This window comes from Pseudomonas sp. PDM17 (assembly GCF_014851985.1).
Taxonomy (GTDB): Bacteria; Pseudomonadota; Gammaproteobacteria; order Pseudomonadales; family Pseudomonadaceae; genus Pseudomonas.
This window is the reverse complement of the sequence record NZ_JACVAT010000005.1, coordinates 202175-215626: the sequence shown is the minus strand read 5'-3', so window position 1 is coordinate 215626 and position 13452 is coordinate 202175. Positions and strand designations below refer to the sequence as shown.

Here is a 13452-nt window from a genome sequence, read left to right as displayed (position 1 = left end):
TCCCCTCACCCCTGCCCTCTCCCAAAGGGAGAGGGGGTAATCCGAGCAGTCCGGAAGTTTGTCGCAGATGGACAGGCTGACGCTGGCCTGGCATCAAACCGCGGACGGTCCCCTCTCCCTCCGGGAGAGGGTTAGGGTGAGGGGCACGTGCCCGCTGGAAATATCAGGAAGCCTGAGCAACCTCCGCCGGCGACACGATGTTGGTCTTGCGCCCACGCGAGCGGCCCGAGCTCAGGTAATCGGCGATCGACTCCTGCGTCACCTCGCCGAGGAACTGCCCCTCGGCATCCAGCACCGGCAGCCACGAGCTGTTGAACTCGTACATGCGCGACAACAGGATGCGCAGGTGCTCGTCGTGGCTGGCGGTCACGCGGAATTCGTTGAGGAAGTCGCTGCACGCGCCTTCCTTGCGGCGCATGTCCTTGCGACGTACGTAGCCCAGCCCCTTGCCGTTGGCGTCGACCACCACCAGGTAGCGGCGGTCGTCTTCCTCCATCTTCTCCAGCGCTTCGGCGACGCTGGTCTGCGGGTTGGCGGTGACGATGCTGCTGTCGGCGGCATCCTCGGCACGCACCAGCAGCAGACGCTTCAGGGTACTGTCCTGGCCGGTGAAGGCGCTGACGAACTCGTCCGCCGGGTGCGCCAGCAGGGTGTCCGGGTGATCGTACTGGAGGAGCCGGCCGCTCTTGAACACCGCCACCTTGTCGCCCAGCTTGATCGCCTCGTCGATGTCGTGGCTGACCATGATGACGGTCATGCCCAGCTTGCGCTGCAACTCGAAGAACTCGTTCTGGATCGACTCGCGGTTGATCGGGTCCACCGCGCCGAACGGCTCGTCCATCAGCAGCAGCGGCGCGTCGGCCGCCAGTGCGCGGATCACGCCGATACGCTGTTGCTGCCCACCGGACAATTCACGCGGGTAGCGCGACAGATACTGCTTGGGCTCGAGCTTGACCATGGCCATCAGCTCGCGCGCTTTCTCCTTGCACTTCTGCTTGTCCCAGCCGAGCAAGCGCGGCACGACCATGATGTTTTCCTCGATGGTCATGTTGGGGAACAGGCCGATCTGCTGGATCACGTACCCGATCTGCCGGCGCAGGGTCACCTCGTCCAGTTCGGCGGTGTCCTGGCCGTCGATCAGCACGCGCCCGGAGGTGGGCTGGATGATCCGGTTGATCATCTTCAGCGTGGTGGTCTTGCCGCAGCCAGAGGGGCCAAGGAACACGCAGATCTCACCCTTCTCCACAGTCAGGCTGACCTTGTCCACGGCACGGAATTCCTTGCCGTCCTTGAGGGTGAAGGTCTTGGTCAGTTGGTCGAGTTCGATCATGTTCAGTCTCCTGTCTGCGGGCGCAGGCCCTTCGGGGTGAGCGCACGCTGCAACCATTGCAGCAGCAGGTCGGCGGCGATGGCCAAGAGGCTCACCAGCACGGCGCCGACCACCAGCATGGGCATGTTGGATTGGCTGATGGAATTGAGGATGAGGACGCCCAGGCCACCGGCACCGATCACCGCGGCGATGGTCATCACGCCGATGTTCATCACCACGGCGGTGCGCACGCCGGCGAGGATCACCGGTACGGCGATGGGGATGTCGACCATCCGCAGGCGCTGCCAGAAGGTCATGCCGATGCCCTTGCCGGCTTCGCGGATGCCGGGTTCGACATTGGTCAGCGCGAGGTAGGTGTTGCGCAGGATCGGCAGCAGCGAATAGAGGAACACCGCGGTGATCGCCGGCAGCGGGCCGAGGCCCTGGCCGATCTTCGAGTAGAGCGGCAGCATCAGGCCGAACAGCGCGATGGACGGGATGGTCAGCACCACGGTGGCGGCGCCCTGCAGCGGCCCGGCGAGCCAGCGGAAGCGCGTCATCAGCACGCCCAGCGGCACGCCGACGATGATCGCCAGGCCCACGGCGATGGACACCAGCATCAGGTGTTGCAGGGTCAGTTGCCCGACCTGGGTCCAATCCAGGCGGGAAATCACGGTCATGAAGTCCATGTCAGTTTTCCTCCTGTGCGGGTTGTTCCTCGACAGGCTTGGCCTTGTCGCCCAGCAGGCCGTGCGCGCGCAGGAACTTCTGCGCCACGCGCTGCGGCGGCTCCTGTTCGATGTCGACCTGGGCGTTGAGCGCCTGCATGGTCTTGTCGTCGAGCAGGTCGGAGATGGGCTCGAACAGGGTCTTCAGCTCCGGATGCTTCTGCAGCGCATCGGCGCGCAGCACCGGGGCGGCGTTGTAGAAGGGGAAGAAGTGCTTGTCGTCTTCCAGCACGCGCAGCTTGAAGTCCTTCAGGCGACCATCGGTGGTGTAGACGAGGCCGACGAACACCTGGCGGTTCTTCAGCGCGGTGTAGACCAGCCCGGCATCCATCTGCCGCACGTCGTCGCGGGTGAAGTGCAAGCCGTACAGCTCGCTCATCGGCGCGAGGCCGTCGGGGCGCCCGGCGAATTCCGGGTCCATGGCGAACAGGTGGGTCTTCTTCGCGCCCTGCTCCTTCATCACCCGCGCCAGGTCGCTGAGGGTACGCACGCCGAGTTGCTCGGCCTGCTCCTCGGGCATCGCCAGGGCGTAGGTGTTGTTGAACGGCGCCGGCTTGGGCCAGACCAGCCCCTTCTTGCCGTCCAGCTCACGGACCTTGGCCAGCGACTGCTGGGCATCCAGCTTGTCCTTGATCTTGTTGTAGACGATCAGCGACGAGCCGGTGTACTCCCAGACCAGGTCCAGCTGGCCGCTCTGCTGGGCGCTGCGTGCCAGGGTGCTGCCCAGGCCGTTGGTGACCTTCACCTCGTAGCCCTTGCTCTGCAGGTACTGCGCGGTGATGGCGGTGAGGATGCGCTGTTCGGTGAACGGCTTGCCGCCGATGCGGATCACGTCGGCCGCGTGCGCCGCTCCCGTGGCGGCGGCGAGCAGCAGGCCCAGCGCGCCAAGCAGACGTTTCATGCCGGCTCCTTTGAAATCGAGTCCCTTCATTGCGTCAGCCCCCGTTCCAGCACGGTGCGGCTGAACAGCACCACCAGGCCATCGAGCACCAGCGCCAGCAGCGCGGTGCACACGGCTCCGAGCAGTAGCTTGGACTGGTCGTCCAGGGCGATGCCGGGGAAGATCAGGCTGCCCAGGCTGTTGGCGCCGATCAGGAAGGCCAGCGGAGCGGAACCCACGTTCAGCGCCAGGGCGATGCGCACGCCCCCCATGATCAGCGGCACGGCGTTGGGCAACTCGACCCGCAGCAGCACCTGGCGCGGGGTCATGCCAATACCGGTGGCCGCTTCCTTGAGCGAGGCCGGCACGGCGCGCAGGCCTTCGTAGGTGTTGCGCACGATGGGCAGCAAGGATGCTAGGAACAGCGCGAGGATCGCCGGACCGTTGCCGATCCCGACAATCGCCAGGGCAATGGCCAATACGGCCAGCGGCGGGATGGTGTTGCCGACGTTGAACACCTGCATCAGGCGTTCGGCCTGCCCCTGCAGAGCGGGCCGGCTGAGCAGGATGCCGGCGGGAATACCGACCGCAACGGCGGCCAGCATGGATGCGAACACCAGGACCAGGTGCGCCTGCAGGTAGAACAGCAGGTCTTCGCGGTACTGCCACAAGGTAGCAGGGGTGATCCAGTGGATCAGCAAAGCCAGAACAACGACTGCGAAGCAGACGCCGAACAGGGCCTTGCCCGTGGTGGTTTTCACCATGGTTGGGGGACTCCCTTCGGGTGCGCGGCGACTGGCATCGCCCCGCTCACATGACGCTCGATCCCGTCCAGAAACCCATCTGGGACCGCAATTAAACGCGACGGGAATCAAGCACTTGCGAATGCGTTTGCGGATTACCGTCGCGAAGGGGTGGACCCCCGTCCGTGCCCATCCGTTCAATAAATTTGCCATCTTTGTGCCATCGCGCGCAGGCGAAATCGGCGTCAGGCCCCATGGTCCGGGGGCTGTGGGTGACAAAGTTTTTTTCAAAAAAAATCGCTGCACCGGCTGAACCATCGCCCCGGTGCACTTGCCCAACGCCGGATGCGCCCGGCGAACACGCACGCGGTTTCGCTCAGCGGTTATCATCGGGTTCCTTTCGCGTGCCCCCGACCCATGGATAGGTCACTCGGGGCCGGCGTCTTGCCTACCACGGAGATCCTTCACCATGCTTGATCTGGCTGCGGCGTTCATCGCGCTGACCACCCTGCTCACCTACGTCAACTACCGCTTCATCCGCCTGCCGCCGACCATCGGTGTCATGGCCACCGCCCTGGTGTTCTCCTTCATAGCCCAGGGCATGTCGCTGCTCGGCTATCCGGTCCTTGAAGTCGAGATGCAGCAGATCATCAGCCGCATCGACTTCTCCGACGTGCTGATGACCTGGTTCCTGCCCGCCCTGCTGTTCGCCGGCGCGCTGCACGTGAACCTCGCCGACCTGCGCAACTACAAGTGGCCCATCGGCCTGCTGGCCACCTTCGGCGTGCTGATCGCCACCACGGTGATCGGCTACCTGGCCTACTACACCTTCGCCCTCTTTGGCTGGCACGTGGACTTCATCTACTGCCTGCTGTTCGGCGCCCTGATCTCGCCCACCGACCCCATCGCGGTGCTGGGCATCCTCAGGTCCGCCGGCGCGCCCAAGCCGCTGGCCACCACCATCGTCGGCGAGTCGCTGTTCAACGACGGCACCGCCGTGGTGGTCTTCACGATCCTGCTGGGCATCCTGCTGGCCGGCGAGACACCCACCGTGTCCTCCATCGCCTGGCTGTTCGTGCAGGAGGCCATCGGCGGCATCCTGTTCGGCGCGGCGCTGGGCTACGGGGTGTTCCTGATGATGCGTGGCATCGACCAGTACCAGGTGGAAGTCATGCTGACGCTCGCCCTGGTGATCGGCGGCGCGGCGCTGGCGGCACGGCTGCACGTGTCGGCGCCGATCGCCATGGTGGTGGCCGGCCTGATCATCGGCAACCAGGCGCGGCAGTACGCCATGTCCGACGAGACGCGGCGCTACATCGACAAGTTCTGGGAGCTGATCGACGAGATCCTCAACGCCCTGCTGTTCGCCCTGATCGGCCTGGAGCTGCTCCTGCTGCCATTCAACTGGCTGCACGTGGTCGCCGCCTTCGTCCTCGGCGGCGCGGTGCTGATCTCGCGCCTGCTCACCGTGGCCCCGGCCATCCTCGTGCTGCGTCAGCGGGAAAACGGCCGCCGCCAGGTACCTGCCGGCACCATCCGCATCCTCGTCTGGGGTGGCCTGCGTGGCGGCGTCTCGGTAGCCCTGGCGCTCTCCCTGCCGCTGGGCGAGCAGCGCGACCTGATCCTCAGCCTGACCTACGTGGTGGTGCTGGTGTCGATCCTGCTCCAGGGCCTGTCCATCGGCCCGCTGGTGCGTCGCATCTACAAGGGCGCCGAGACCGTCGCCGACAGCCATCACTGAAAGCCCCATCAAAGGCCAAGCGCCTTGCGTCGCCGGGTCTGCCGGCGACGCCTCGAATCAGGCTATAATCCCGCGCTTTTCGGGCCGCTCGCCGCCCGTCTTCACCGAATCGACCAGGCACCCATCCATGAGCATCCAAGCCGCCGAAGTCGCGAAGCGCCGTACGTTCGCGATCATTTCCCACCCCGACGCCGGTAAGACCACCATTACCGAGAAGCTCCTGCTGATGGGCAAGGCGATTGCCGTCGCCGGTACCGTGAAGTCGCGAAAGTCCGACCGCCACGCCACCTCCGACTGGATGGAGATGGAGAAGCAGCGCGGCATCTCCATCACCACCTCGGTGATGCAGTTCCCCTACCGCGAGCACATGATCAACCTGCTCGACACCCCCGGCCACGAAGACTTCTCCGAAGACACCTACCGCACCCTGACCGCGGTGGACTCGGCGCTGATGGTCCTCGACGGCGGCAAGGGTGTAGAGCCGCGCACCATCGCCCTGATGGAAGTCTGCCGCCTGCGCGATACGCCCATCGTCAGCTTCATCAACAAACTCGACCGCGACATCCGCGACCCGATCGAGCTGCTCGACGAAATCGAAGCGGTACTGAAGATCAAGGCCGCGCCGATCACCTGGCCGATCGGTTGCTACCGCGACTTCAAGGGCGTGTATCACCTCGCCCAGGACAAGATCATCGTCTACGTGCCGGGCCACGGCCACGAGCGCATCGAGACCAAGGTCATCGACAAGCTCGACTCGGACGAAGCACGCGCGCACCTGGGCGACCTCTACGACAACTTCCTCGAAGAGCTGGAACTGGTGCAGGGCGCCTGCCACGAGTTCGACAAGGACGCGTTCCTCAAGGGCGAGATGACCCCGGTGTTCTTCGGTACCGCGCTGGGCAACTTCGGTGTCGACCAGGTGCTCGACTGCATCGTCGACTGGGCCCCGCAACCGCTGGAGCGTGGCGCCCACGAACGCACCGTGGCGCCGACCGAGGAGAAATTCTCCGGCTTCGTGTTCAAGATCCAGGCGAACATGGACCCGAAACACCGCGACCGCATCGCCTTCATGCGCATCTGCTCGGGCAAGTACGAGAAGGGCATGAAGATGCGCCACGTGCGCCTGGGCAAGGACGTGAAGATCGCCGACGCGCTGACTTTCTTCTCCAGCGAGCGTGAGCAGCTGGAAGAGGCCTTCGCCGGCGACATCATCGGCCTGCACAACCACGGCACCATCCAGATCGGCGACACCTTCACCGAAGGCGAGGCGCTGGGCTTCACCGGCATCCCGCACTTCGCCCCGGAACTGTTCCGCCGCGTGCGCCTGAAGGACCCGCTCAAGTCCAAGCAGCTGCGCCAGGGCCTGCAGGAACTGGCCGAGGAAGGCGCCACCCAGGTGTTCTTCCCCGAGCGCAACAACGACATCATCCTCGGCGCCGTCGGCGTGCTGCAGTTCGACGTCGTCGCCAGCCGCCTGAAGGAGGAATACAAGGTCGAGTGCGCCTACGAGCAGATCAACGTCTGGTCCGCGCGCTGGATCGAGTGCAAGGACGAGAAGAAGCTCAAGGAGTTCAAGGACAAGGCCTTCGAGAACCTGTCCGTGGACGGCGGCGGCCACCTCACCTACCTGGCCCCGACCCGCGTGAACCTGAGCCTGATGGAAGAGCGCTGGCCGGACATCACCTTCCGCGCCACCCGCGAACACCACTGAGTTCGCCGCTCACGAAAACGCCCGCCTTGCGCGGGCGTTTTCATTTGCGCCGATCGGATTCTCGCAGGAGCAATTCTGCGTTACGGATCAAGTGCGCCCGAACTCCAGGTGCTGGAAGTCGCGCTGCCGGTCAGCTTGGCAGCGATGGCGCCCTGCGGGATCAGCCGGTCGCGATAGCGTGTGGCAAGCAGCCCACTCTGCGGTGCGAGCAGGATGTGCTCGCTGCTGGCGTCGCCGGGGCGGGCAATGATGCGCGCGAAGCGCTCGCCCGCCTCGATGTACTCGCCTAGCTCGCGTTCGAAAACCAGCACGCCGGCAGCCGGGGCGAACACGGTTTCCATGAAGCCCATTGGCGTGGCAACTCCCTTCCACTCCGGCAACGGCCCGGCATCGCTCACCACGCCACGGGCGCCCAGGAAACGGTAGAGACCATCGGCATCCTGCTGTGCCAGCGCGTCGCTGACGTCACCCTGGCCGCGCAGTTCGACGGTTGCCACCAATCGCCCGGCGAAGCGCTGTTCGGCCAGCCACGGGGCGATCACCACCTCTTCGAACGCCCCATCGCCATCGCCTTCCCAGATGATCGCCAGCTCCGCGCGAAGGGCGGCAGCGAGGTCCTGCGCGACAGGCCAGAAGCACTCGTGGATGTAGACATACTGCAGCGCCTCGTCATCGGTGTGCAGGTCGAGCACGATATCCGCCGGCGCGGCCAGTTCTGCCACACGTTTCTGCCACAGCGTGAGGTTATCCAGGGTGCCACTGGCGGCCGCCGAGGCGATGAAGCCACGATTGAAGTTGCGCGAGGTCGCGTCGTGGTTCCTACCGAGAATCCGTCCCTGGCGGAACTGCGCGATGCCGAAGGGATTGGCCTGCGGCACCACCGTCACGCTGCCATTGAGCGCACCGCGTTCGGCGGCATCACGCAGGCGTGGCAGCAGTTCGTGAAGCACCAGCATCCCGGCGATTTCATCGGCATGCACACCGGCCTGCAGGTGCACCTTCGGCCCCGGCCTGCCGCCATCGATACGCCAGGCGCGCACGCGCAGCTCGGCACCTGAATCACCGGGTACGCTGAAGGATACGTCCTCGATCATCTGCCTTCTCTCCTCTGTCTCGCCTCTGTCTGCTCTCTATCCAAAAGGCCCGTGGAAATCTTCCTCGTCGCCTCCTAGTATCGAAACCGTTCGCCGCTTGCCGGCACCACGCAACACAGGACGCCCGCCCTTGGATATCCCCCGCCAGAAAGCCCAGCGCGCCACACCCGAGGAACGCCGCGACCATCTCGTGCGCGCCTGCCTCAAGTGCCTGGTCGCCGATGGCCATGCGGGCATCTCGGTGCGTCGCATCGCCAAGGAAGCCGGCGTTGCCGTGGGTCTGGTCAACCACCACTTCGGCAGCATCGACGCGCTGGTCGCCCAGGCCTACGAAACCCTCGCCAGCGAGGTGACCCAGGCGCTCTACCGGCAGGTCGACGCGGCCGGCCACGACCCGGCCGTGCGCATGGAAGCCTTCCTCACCGGCTCCTTCTCACCCCAGGTGCTCGACCCCGACCTGCTCAGCCCCTGGGTAGTGTTCTGGAGTCTGATCCGTCACTCGCCGCCGGTGAACGAGGCGCACGAGCGCGGCTACCACAGCTACCTCGCGATCCTCGAAAAGCTCATCAGCGAACTCGCCAGCGCCGAGGGTTTCAGCGTGGCGCGCCCGCGACTTGCCGCCATCGGTCTCTCCGCCATGCTCGACGGACTGTGGCTGGAGTGGTGCCTGAACCCCTCGACCTTCACCGCCGCCGACGGTCTCGAACTCAGCCGTTGCTGGGTAGAGGGACTCCGCCGAGGTGCCTACGCGTAATCACTCAAACTGCCGTCCTTGCACGGCGCTTGCCCAGCCATGAACGCTGCGTCGTCTTCTGCTCGCGGCGAACCGGCGTGGCGCGCTCCAGCACGGCAAACAGCGCTTCGATGATGAAGGTCAGGCAGACATAGATCGCCGCCACCAGCAGCAGCGGCTCATAGATCTGGAAGGTCTGCGCACGCACCACGTTGGCGGCGCCGAGAAGGTCGACCACGGCGATGGTGGAAGCCAGCGCGGTGGACTTGAGCAGCATCACACTTTCCCCCGCCAGCGTCGGCAGCAGCAGGCGAATCGCCCGCGGCAACCACACGCGGTAGAGCACCAGCGTGCGGTTCATGCCGAACGCCGAAGCGGCCTCCAGCTCGCCACGCGGCACGGCCTTCAGGCCGCCACGAACCACCTCGCCGACGTAGGCCCCGACCGAGAGGATCAGCGCGATCACGATGTACCAGAAGCCGTCGCGCAGGTACGGCCAGAGAAAGCTGCCGCGGATCAGCGGGAACTGCGCGAACAGACTGCCCAGGCCGTAGTAGAAGATGTAGATCTGCACCAGCAGCGGGGTACCGCGAATCACGCTGGTGTACGCCAGCGCCAGGCGCGAGACCAGGAAGTTGCGCGACATCCGCGCCAGCGCCACGCCCAGCGCCAGCACGAAGCCCAGCGTGGCGGAAATCAGCAGGATCACCAGGGTGGTGCCCAGGCCCTTGAGCAGCAGGGCCCCGTAGACGAATAGCCAGTGTTCGTTCATCGCCGCGCCTCGTTCAGACCGCCGGAATCCAGCGGCGGAAGCGCCGCTCCAGGTAGCCCGCGAACAGGTTGGAAAGCACGGTGAGCACGTAATACAGCGCCGCCGCGGTGAGGTAGAAGGTCAGGTAGTGACGGGTCGAACCGGCGGCCTGCTTGGCGGTGTAGAGCAATTCGTTGGTACCCACCACACTGATCAGCGCGCTGTCCTTGATCAGGTTGACCCACAGGTTGGCCATGCCGGCCAGCGCGTTGGGCGCCATCATCGGCAGGGTCACCCGGCGGAACAGGCCGAAGCCGTGCATGCCGTAGGCGCGCGCCGCTTCGATCTGGCCATAGGGAATCGACTGGATGGCGCCACGGAAGATCTCCGAGGCGTAGGCACCCTGCACCAGGCCGAGCACGACGATGGCCACCATCATGCCGTTGAGCTTCACCTGGCCGTAGCCGAGCCACTCGAAGAACTGGTTCAGGCCCATGGAGCCGACGTAGAACAGCAGCAGGATCAGCAGCAGCTCCGGCACCGCCCGGCACAGCGTGGTATAGCCGCGCGCGAGCATCGCCAGAGGGCGCGGTCCGCCGATCTTGGCGCTCGCCGCGGCCAGGCCGATCAGCAGGCCGACGAGGAAGGCGCCGACTGAAATCTGCAGGGTGACCAGCAGCCCCTTGAGCAGGGCCGGGCCCCAGCCGGTTGGGCCGAAGCCGATCAGGTCGAAGATGCTTTGCATGGCCGTCTCCAGGGTGGGAGGCTCAGGGTCGTCCCCGTCCCCGTGCCCGCAACGGGCACGGGGACGGCTCACGCCAGAATCACTGCTTGGGCGCGACACTCATGCCGAAGTACTTGTCCGACAGCGCCTTGTAGTCATCGCTGGCGAGCAGCTTGCCGATGGCCTCGTCCATCTTCGCCTTCAGCTCGGTATCGCCCTTGCGCATGCCGGCACCGACGCCGCGGCCGAACAGCGGGTCGTACTTCACTTCACCCTTGTTGACGATGCCGGCCGCCTGGGCATCCGGCGACTTGACGAAGGACGCCACAGCGATGCCGTCGGCCATCATCAGGTCGATGCGCCCGGCTACCAGGTCGGCGTTCACCGAGTCCTGGGTGTCGTAGTAGCGCACGTCGGCGATCTTCTCGTAGTACTGCTTGAGGTAGTTGGAACTGACGGTGGAGATCTGCACGCCGATGGTCTTGCCCTTCAGGCCCTCGGGGCTGATCTGCACGTCCACCGCCTGCGGCGCGGCGACGGCCACCGGGGTGTCGTAGTAGGGACGGCTGAAGGCGATCTGCTTCTCGCGCTCATCGGTGATCGACAGGGAGTTGAAGATCACGTCGATCTTCTTCGCCAGCAGCGCCGGGATGATGCCGTCCCAGGCCACCTCGTCGATCTCGCAGGTCGCCTTCATCTCGGCGCAGACCTTGTGGATCAGATCCGGCTCGAAGCCGACCCAGCTGCCATCGGGCTGCTTCTGCGAGAACGGCGGATAGGGTTCGGCGGCCAGGGCGAAGCGGATCGTCTCGGCCTGAGCGCTTGCCACGCCGGCCACCAGCATCGCCGCACCCACCATCAGATTGCACAGACCTTTCTTGTTCATCGTGATCCCCTGCATTGTTTTACTTAGTGTTGGGTCACGCTCATCGATGCGCCGACAGCGCGGCATCGGTCAGCGATTCTGGTGCGCGTTGACAAACTGCCGGCAGCGCTCGCTGCGCGGCCGCGAGAAGACCTCCTCGGCGGTGCCTTCTTCCTCGATCAGACCCTTGTGGAGGAAAGCCACGTGGCTGGATACGTCACGGGCGAAAGCCATCTCATGGGTGACCAGGATCATGGTCCGCCCCTCCTCCGCCAGCGAGCGGATCACCTTCAGCACTTCACCCACGAGCTCCGGGTCCAGCGCCGAGGTCGGCTCGTCGAACAGCATCACTTTCGGCCGCACGGCCAGCGCGCGGGCAATGGCCACGCGCTGCTGCTGACCACCGGAAAGGAAGGCTGGGTACTCGTGGCGCTTCTCGGCCAGGCCGACGCGCTCCAGCAGCGCCTCGGCACGTTGGCGGGCCTCGGCCTTGCTCTCGTGGAGGACGAAGGTCGGCGCCTCGATCAGGTTCTCAAGCACGGTGCGGTGCGGCCACAGGTTGAAGCTCTGGAACACCATGCCCAGCTGCGAGCGGATGCGGGTGAGCTGCTTCTGGTCGGCCACCATCGGCTCGCCGTGGCGGTTCTGGGTCAGGCCGATGGTCTCGCCGTTGACGGTGACCGAGCCCTGGTTGGGAATTTCCAGCATGTTGATACAGCGCAGCAGGGTGCTCTTGCCCGAGCCGCTGGCGCCAATCAGCGAGATCACCTCACCCTCGCGCGCCGACAGCGACACACCCTTGAGCACCTCGAAGTCGCCGAAGCGCTTGTGGATATCGCGCACTTCGATCACCGGCCTGGACTGCGCTTGCGGCTCTTGTAGGAGCGAGTCATGCCCGCGACCCGCTTCGCCACGCGGCACATCACGGACGGAGTCTGCTCCTACGGAATTGGCCTTCGCCGGAAGGGATTCGACAAAGCGAATGATCCGCGCACAGGCCTCCGCCATGCTCTCGTCGCTCAACCCGAAGGACAGCCGCACGAAGCCCTTCGCCTGCGGGCCGAAGGCCGCTGCGTCAAGCACCGAGACGCCAGTGGCGTGGAACAGCTGCCAGGAGAAATCCAGCGAGCTGAGGCCGGTGTCGCGCACGTCGACCATGACGAACATGCCGGCCTCGGGCGACAGCACCTTCACCCGAGGGCAATCGCTCAGCGCGGCGACCACCAGGTCGCGGCGGCGGCGGTAGATCTCGCGCATTGTCGTGACAACCTCGTCGTGACGCTCCACCGCCGCAAGGGCGGCTTCCTGCACGAAGCCCGGCAGGCCGTAGAACATGTTCAGCGCGAGGTTTTCCAGGTGCCCGACCAGCGTCGGGTTGGCGACTATCCAGCCGGCGCGCCAGCCGGTCATGGCGTGGGATTTCGACAGGCTGCCGATGCTCAGGGTGCGCTCGGCCATGCCCGGCAGGGCAGCGAAGCTCTGGTGTTCGCGCTCGAAGGTCAGGCCCTCGTACACCTCGTCCACCACCACCCAGAGGTCGTGGGCCTCCGCCAGCGCGGCAATGGCCAACAGCTCGTCGCGGTCCAGCACGACACCGGTAGGGTTGCTCGGATTGGCGAGGAAGATCGCCTTCGTGCGCGGGGTGATCGCTGTGGCGATATCGGTGGCCAGCGGGCGGAAGCCGTTTTCAGGACGGGTCGGTACCCCGACCAGCACCGCGCCGGTGGCTTTCAGCGTGGCTTCGTAGGTGACGTAGACCGGGTCGAAGGTGATGACCTCGTCGCCCTTCTCCAGCAGGCACATCGCGGCGGCAAACAGGCCGTTCTGAGCACCGGCGACGACGATGACGTTCTCGGGCCCTGCCTTTTGGCCGAAACGCCGCTCATGCAGTGCCGCGATCGCCTGGCGCAGTGCAGGCTTGCCGGCCACGTCACTGTAATGGGTGTCGCCGTCGCGCAACGCGGAAACGGCGGCATCGGTGATGAAGTCCGGAGTTGCGAAATCGGGGTCGCCGACGCTGAGCACTATCACGTCGCGGCCGGCTCGCTGGGCGGCGATGGCGGCGTAGTGAATGTCCCAGGCGGCGACGCCGGGTCCGACCATCCTGTCCACAAGCGACGAATAACGCATGCAAGGGCCTCATCCGAATGACGGAATGTCCTGCAGAAGGGTC

12 protein-coding genes are annotated in these 13452 nt (G+C 65.5%); 3 read left to right on the top strand and 9 right to left on the bottom strand.

The genetic code is table 11. From position 1 onward, the window contains the following. Positions 1 to 163: 163 nt before the first annotated feature. The 4 genes from IB256_RS19230 to IB256_RS19215 are packed head-to-tail and all read right to left on the bottom strand — an operon-like array spanning position 164 to position 3681. A complete protein-coding gene (locus IB256_RS19230; RefSeq protein WP_138212232.1) occupies positions 164 to 1330 on the bottom strand; it encodes a betaine/proline/choline family ABC transporter ATP-binding protein in 1167 nt (388 codons plus the stop codon). 2 nt (positions 1331 to 1332) lie between these two features. Continuing rightward, the gene (locus tag IB256_RS19225) at positions 1333 to 1998 is read right to left on the bottom strand and encodes an ABC transporter permease (RefSeq protein WP_081517409.1); all 666 of its coding nucleotides are present in this window, start codon (positions 1996 to 1998) and stop codon (positions 1333 to 1335) included. Position 1999: 1 nt separating this feature from the next. Next, complete coding sequence (locus tag IB256_RS19220) at positions 2000 to 2938, bottom strand: glycine betaine ABC transporter substrate-binding protein (protein WP_192403706.1); 939 nt, start codon at positions 2936 to 2938, stop codon at positions 2000 to 2002. 26 nt (positions 2939 to 2964) lie between these two features. Continuing rightward, positions 2965 to 3681, bottom strand: a complete 717-nt coding sequence (locus IB256_RS19215; protein WP_192290102.1) for an ABC transporter permease — start codon at positions 3679 to 3681, stop codon at positions 2965 to 2967. A 448-nt stretch (positions 3682 to 4129) separates the two neighbouring features. Here IB256_RS19215 and IB256_RS19210 point away from each other — a divergent pair, with 448 nt between their 5' ends. Together IB256_RS19210 and IB256_RS19205 are read left to right on the top strand one after the other, a co-directional pair. Beyond that, positions 4130 to 5401 carry a cation:proton antiporter gene (locus IB256_RS19210; protein WP_192290104.1) on the top strand — a complete coding sequence of 424 codons (1272 nt, stop codon included), beginning with the start codon at positions 4130 to 4132 and terminating at the stop codon, positions 5399 to 5401. Positions 5402 to 5528: 127 nt separating this feature from the next. After that, positions 5529 to 7112, top strand: a complete 1584-nt coding sequence (locus IB256_RS19205; protein WP_054906664.1) for a peptide chain release factor 3 — start codon at positions 5529 to 5531, stop codon at positions 7110 to 7112. A gap of 80 nt (positions 7113 to 7192) precedes the next feature. Here IB256_RS19205 and IB256_RS19200 read toward each other — a convergent pair whose 3' ends face one another. Next, positions 7193 to 8206, bottom strand: a complete 1014-nt coding sequence (locus IB256_RS19200; protein ID WP_192290106.1) for a succinylglutamate desuccinylase/aspartoacylase family protein — start codon at positions 8204 to 8206, stop codon at positions 7193 to 7195. Positions 8207 to 8336: 130 nt separating this feature from the next. Between IB256_RS19200 and IB256_RS19195 the strand changes: the two genes are divergently transcribed. Then, a complete protein-coding gene (locus IB256_RS19195) occupies positions 8337 to 8960 on the top strand; it encodes a TetR/AcrR family transcriptional regulator (RefSeq protein WP_192290108.1) in 624 nt (207 codons plus the stop codon). 4 nt (positions 8961 to 8964) lie between these two features. Here IB256_RS19195 and IB256_RS19190 read toward each other — a convergent pair whose 3' ends face one another. From IB256_RS19190 to IB256_RS30875, 4 genes are all read right to left on the bottom strand, one after another. Then, positions 8965 to 9711, bottom strand: coding sequence for an ABC transporter permease (locus tag IB256_RS19190; protein WP_192290109.1), 747 nt, complete (start codon positions 9709 to 9711; stop codon positions 8965 to 8967). Positions 9712 to 9724: 13 nt separating this feature from the next. Next, on the bottom strand, positions 9725 to 10435 hold the full coding sequence (locus IB256_RS19185) for an ABC transporter permease (RefSeq protein WP_015475765.1): 711 nt from the start codon (positions 10433 to 10435) through the stop codon (positions 9725 to 9727). Positions 10436 to 10514: 79 nt separating this feature from the next. After that, positions 10515 to 11300 (bottom strand): transporter substrate-binding domain-containing protein, encoded by a 786-nt coding sequence (locus tag IB256_RS19180; RefSeq protein ID WP_138212225.1) that lies wholly within the window; start codon positions 11298 to 11300, stop codon positions 10515 to 10517. Positions 11301 to 11369: 69 nt separating this feature from the next. After that, a complete protein-coding gene (locus tag IB256_RS30875) occupies positions 11370 to 13409 on the bottom strand; it encodes an aminotransferase class I/II-fold pyridoxal phosphate-dependent enzyme (RefSeq protein ID WP_192403705.1) in 2040 nt (679 codons plus the stop codon). Between the last annotated feature and the right edge of the window lie 43 nt (positions 13410 to 13452).

Excerpts from the sequence above, each read along its gene's own strand:
- IB256_RS19230 (WP_138212232.1), bottom strand. The coding sequence starts at position 1,330 with ATGATCGAACTCGACCAACTGACCAAGACCTTCACCCTCAAGGACGGC.
- IB256_RS19225 (WP_081517409.1), bottom strand. The coding sequence starts at position 1,998 with ATGGACTTCATGACCGTGATTTCCCGCCTGGATTGGACCCAGGTCGGG.
- IB256_RS19220 (WP_192403706.1), bottom strand. The coding sequence starts at position 2,938 with ATGAAACGTCTGCTTGGCGCGCTGGGCCTGCTGCTCGCCGCCGCCACG.
- IB256_RS19215 (WP_192290102.1), bottom strand. The coding sequence starts at position 3,681 with ATGGTGAAAACCACCACGGGCAAGGCCCTGTTCGGCGTCTGCTTCGCA.
- IB256_RS19210 (WP_192290104.1), top strand. The coding sequence starts at position 4,130 with ATGCTTGATCTGGCTGCGGCGTTCATCGCGCTGACCACCCTGCTCACC.
- IB256_RS19205 (WP_054906664.1), top strand. The coding sequence starts at position 5,529 with ATGAGCATCCAAGCCGCCGAAGTCGCGAAGCGCCGTACGTTCGCGATC.
- IB256_RS19200 (WP_192290106.1), bottom strand. The coding sequence starts at position 8,206 with ATGATCGAGGACGTATCCTTCAGCGTACCCGGTGATTCAGGTGCCGAG.
- IB256_RS19190 (WP_192290109.1), bottom strand. The coding sequence starts at position 9,711 with ATGAACGAACACTGGCTATTCGTCTACGGGGCCCTGCTGCTCAAGGGC.
- IB256_RS19185 (WP_015475765.1), bottom strand. The coding sequence starts at position 10,435 with ATGCAAAGCATCTTCGACCTGATCGGCTTCGGCCCAACCGGCTGGGGC.
- IB256_RS19180 (WP_138212225.1), bottom strand. The coding sequence starts at position 11,300 with ATGAACAAGAAAGGTCTGTGCAATCTGATGGTGGGTGCGGCGATGCTG.
- IB256_RS30875 (WP_192403705.1), bottom strand. The coding sequence starts at position 13,409 with ATGCGTTATTCGTCGCTTGTGGACAGGATGGTCGGACCCGGCGTCGCC.